3 protein-coding genes are annotated in these 4,441 nt (G+C 66.8%); all 3 read right to left on the bottom strand.

Going from position 1 to position 4,441, the window contains the following annotated elements; genetic code table 11:
• The coding region (locus tag H926_RS29455; RefSeq protein ID WP_237741126.1) for a glycoside hydrolase family 3 protein at positions 1-1,749 on the bottom strand (1,749 nt) is incomplete at its 3' end.
• Between the two features lie 215 nt (positions 1,750-1,964).
• Positions 1,965-3,104 (bottom strand): acyltransferase, encoded by a 1,140-nt coding sequence (locus H926_RS0120740; protein ID WP_022677969.1) that lies wholly within the window; start codon positions 3,102-3,104, stop codon positions 1,965-1,967.
• 24 nt (positions 3,105-3,128) lie between these two features.
• Positions 3,129-4,441, bottom strand: a 1,313-nt coding sequence (locus tag H926_RS0120735; protein WP_022677968.1) for a beta-glycosidase, incomplete at its 5' end; no start/stop codon positions are given.

Below are 4,441 nucleotides of genomic sequence, written 5' to 3'. Positions count from 1 at the left end.
CCCCGGCCCTGGGGCCGCCACTTGCGCCACGGCATCGTAATCGGCGTTGCCGGGGCGGAAATCGAGGCGGCCCTCGTTCTGGCGGCTGCCGAAGAAGTTGTTGGGGTGCAGCCGCTCGAACGGCGTGGTCGCCCGCATCAGCGCCACTTGCGCGTCTTGTGGGCGCTCCACCACCACCAGGCCATGGGCGCGGGCCTGCGCCGCGTCGATGCCTTTGAGATAGACGCGCGTGCCGGCTGCCAGCGGCAGGATGGCGCCTTCGTTGCGCAGCAGCACTTGCGCCTGGGCCTGGGCCTTGCGCCCTTCCGCCAGCGCGGCGGGCGTCACCGCATCGCGCGCGGCGGCCGGATCGACCAGCGGGTTGTCGAACAGGCCCATGACGAACTTGAGCGTCATGATCCGCGCCACGGCAGCGTTGACGCGGGCGATCGGAATGGTGCCGGCCTGAACGTCGCGGATGACCCATTCCGGCTCGGTCACGCCGCCGAACTGGTCGATCCCGGCGCGCGTGGCCTTGGCATAGCGCTGCGCCGGGGTCAGGTCTTCCACGCCCCAGGGCATGGCGATCTCGTTGGGCGTCTGCGGCGCGGTCGGCGCGCGACAGGCCTGGCTGCAATCGCGGGTGATGCCCCAGTCCGACAGGATCAGGCCCTTGAAACCATAGTCCTTGCGCAAGAGGCCGAGCAGTTGCGCGTTGTAGCCCGCGGCCACCGGCTCAAGCGGCTTGCCGGCAACATGCGGCCCGGAAATGATATCGTAAGTGGGCATCACGCCCGCCACGCCCGCGGCAAAGGCGCCCAGGAACGGGCGAATATGCGTCTTGAGCGTGGCATCGTCGTGCACGGCCATGCGCCCGTAATAGTTGTGCCCGTCAAACCCTTGCGGATTGGCGCCATAGCCCACCCAGTGCTTGACCACGGTGGCCACGCCATCGCGCGCCAGCATCTGGGCGTTGCCCTGGAAGCCGATGACATAGGCTTCCACCATGGTGCGGGCGAGATCGGCATTGGCCCCGAATGTGCCGGTGCCACGCGGCCAGCGCGGGTCGGTAAACAGGTCTGCCTGGGGGGAAAGCGCCATGTGGATGCCGGTGGCACGGTATTCGCGGCGCGCCACATCGCCGAAATGGCGCATCAAGGCGGCATCCCCCAGCGCGGCAAAGCCCAGCGTTTCGGGCCATTGCGAATAGCCTTGGGTGGCGGCGCTGGCCCCCACCGTCACCTGGAAATGGTGACGCGGATCGGTGCTGATGGTCAGCGGGATGCCCAGCCGGGTCTGCGCCGCCAGTTGCTGGATCGCGTTGTTTTCCTGCGCCATGCGCTCGGGCGAGACGGCCAGGCGGGTGATGAAGCTGGTAATGTGCTGGCCCGCGATCGCCTGCTGCGCGGCGACCCGGTCATAGCCTTGCGAGGATGCACCCACCGCGCTGTCGGGCGTGACCAGCGAGCCGTGCATCATCGCCCCGGCCTTTTCCGCCAGGGTCATCCGCCCGACCAGATCGGCCACGCGCCGCGCCACCGGCAGGCGCCAATCCTCGTAAGGGTCAAGCCGGCCGTTGCGGTTGAGATCGCGAAAGCGCTGCTTGCCAATGGTTAGCACCGGCCCGGCATCGGCCGGGATCACCGGCTGTTGCGGTGTGGCCTGCCGGGCCGGTGCTGCGGCGCCCAACGGGTGTGGAGACGCCGCGAGGGACGCGGTGGAAAGCTGGGCCAGCAAGGGGGCGACAATCAGGGCGGCGGCTCGGTTCATCGACGGTTTTCCCACTTTTTCTGGTCCACATGGCCTCGCACCTGCTGGCACGGTCCGGTCTGATTGATCGTGCGCGCTCACCCGCGCGGGTACTGGCGTTGACCTACTTTTCCTATTTTTGGACAAAGTCTTGGCCATGCCAGACGCCGCCCGTCAAAATTTAAGTAGCGATCAAATTGACGCGGGTAAACCCGGATTGGCCCGGCAGATGAAGGTCACGGCGTGGCGCTGAATGCCGCACGTTGATGCTGGCGCGCGCGAAGCCGCCGGTTCAGCCAGCCACGGATCGGCCGGTCCCACGCCACATCGGCAAGCCAGGCCACCGCCATCAGCAATGGCACCAGGCCCAGGCCGATCACCAGCATCCGCTCGGGCGTGGGATGGGCCTTGGCGACATAGTTCATCCACACGTAAAGGAACGGGAAATGGGTGATATAGATCGGGTATGACAGCCGCCCGCAGGCGCGCACCAGCCAACCGGTGATCGGCCCGGCTGCCGAATGGCAGCCGGGCACGATGATCGCGGGAAACAGCACGATGACGCAGGCCGCCTCGTAAACGCCGTTGAGCTTGATGCCGCCCACCTCTGGCCAGATCGGCAGGAGCATGGCGCCGACCATGATCGCCGAAAGCAGCGGCCAGCCCAGCCGGATGCGCGGCAGCCGGGCGCGCATGCGATAGAGCCACAGCCCGGTGACAAAGGGGAAGCACAGGCGCACCGGCGCCATCCACAGGGTTTCCCAGTACGATCCCTGGTCCAGCGACCCCAGCGCGATGCCACTGGCGGCCAGCCCCACGCCGCTGATCACTGCGAGCACGCCCAGCGCGCGCGTGGACCAGTGGCGCAGCACCAGGGCATAGGCCAGGTTGCCCAGGTATTCCTGCAACAGGCTCCAGCACGGGCCGTTGAGCGGGTGGGTATCGGTCCAGCGGTTGGGCAAGGGCCAGGTAGGAATCAGCGCCAGCCCCATGACGAGCGCCACGACCACGCGCGACAGTGCAATCGCCTGTTCCGGCGCGCCCAGGGGATCGAGGAGATAGCTGGCGAACCCCAGCAGCACGCCCAGGATCACCAACGGATGCAGCCGCACCAGGCGCAGGCGCAGGAACTGGCCCACGCCCATCCGACCCCAGCGATCGTCATAGGCATAGCCAATGACAAAGCCCGACAGCGCAAAGAAGAAATCCACCGCCAGCGGCGCGTGGTGCAACACCACCTTGTCCCCCTGCCACAAGACGGTGATGCCCTGGATGTGGAACAGCACCACCATCATCGCCGCGGTGCCGCGCAGCCCGTCGAGCACGGCAAAATGCGCCTTGCCGGTGGCAGTGGTATCGGCGTGTTCCTGGCGCATCGCGTCTTGTTCCCCCGGCGGTGTTCAGGCCAGCAGCGCTGGCGGCAGGATGACGGTGTTGAGCGAATCCGCCTCCATCGGCAAGGCCAGCGCCTTGTCCCCGACGCGATAGGTGACGGTCGAGGGCTGCGACACGGGATTGCTGGCAACCAGCACCACCGTGCCATCGAGATTGCGGAACGCCAGCTGATCGACATAGCCCAGGAAGCTGTCGACCGGCACCATGCGCGCGCCGGGCCGCACATGCGCGGAAAGATGGCGCACCAGCCAGTAATCCTCGCCCATGCGGAAAGTGCCGGCCTGCGTATCGACCACCAGCAGGCTGTTCTGCGGCCAGCCCCAGCCGCTCATCCCGCCTTCGGGCATGACCATGTTCCAATAGGTCCAGGCCGTGGCGCCATGCTCGAAATAGCGTTTGATCGTCTGCCAGCCATAGCGGGCATAGCGCCAATCGTTGGTGCCCACGCCGCATTCCTGCTCCGATCCCCACAGCTCCAGCGCGGGATAGCGTTCGCGCAAGGCCGGCAGCGCATCCTTGCCCGCCCATTGCACGCCGATGCCCTTGATCGCGGCGGCGGCATCGGGATGGGCCATGACACGGTCGAACAGATCGATATTGCCGCGCTCCAGCGTGCCGAAAAATACGCGCACGCCCACCTTGCCCATTTCCTGGGCTAGGAACGGGATGAATCGCGCCAGCCCTTCTGGCGTCCAGCAGCAGCTGGGAAAGGGCTGCGCGGAGTTGAATTCGTTCTGCGGCATCACCGTGTCGATGCGGATGCCGGCCTTGGCATATTCCTCCACATAGCAGCGAAAATAGCGGGCATAGGCAGCCAGTGTGCGATCATCGAGGAGGAAGGAATCGTAGCCCTCCTGGCCCAGTTGCCCCGGGGTGATGCCGTTGGATGGCTGCCCCGGCCAGGCCGGCGCCTGGGCATAGTGGCCGCCTTTCTTCATCCACGTCGGCGGTGACCAGGGTGACGCCCAGACCTTGAGATCGGGGCGCAGCGCCTGGGCTACCTGGATGAATGGGATCAGCGTCTCGCGATCGTTGGCGATGGAAAAATGCGCCATGTCGTAATCGCCGGGCGTTTCATCATAGCTGTACCACCGGCGCGAAATGTCGTTGGCGCCGATCGGCGTGCGGCAATGGTTGAACGCGCAGCCATCATCGCCAAACAGCGCCGCCAGCGCGCGGGCGCGCTGTGCCTGCGGCAGCGCCGCCAGGGCCTGCCAGCCCTTTTCCGAAAAGGCGCCGCCGAACCCGGCGATCGTCTGGCGCGGCGCATCAAGCCGCACTTGCGCGCCCGTGGCAAAGGGATCGGCCGGCACGGCTC

The sequence above is a fragment of the Novosphingobium sp. B-7 genome (assembly GCF_000410615.1).
GTDB classification, from domain to species: Bacteria; Pseudomonadota; Alphaproteobacteria; order Sphingomonadales; family Sphingomonadaceae; genus Novosphingobium; species Novosphingobium capsulatum.
This window is presented reverse-complemented; position numbering and strand designations above follow the sequence as displayed.

Excerpts from the sequence above, each read along its gene's own strand:
- H926_RS0120740 (WP_022677969.1), bottom strand. The coding sequence starts at position 3,104 with ATGCGCCAGGAACACGCCGATACCACTGCCACCGGCAAGGCGCATTTT.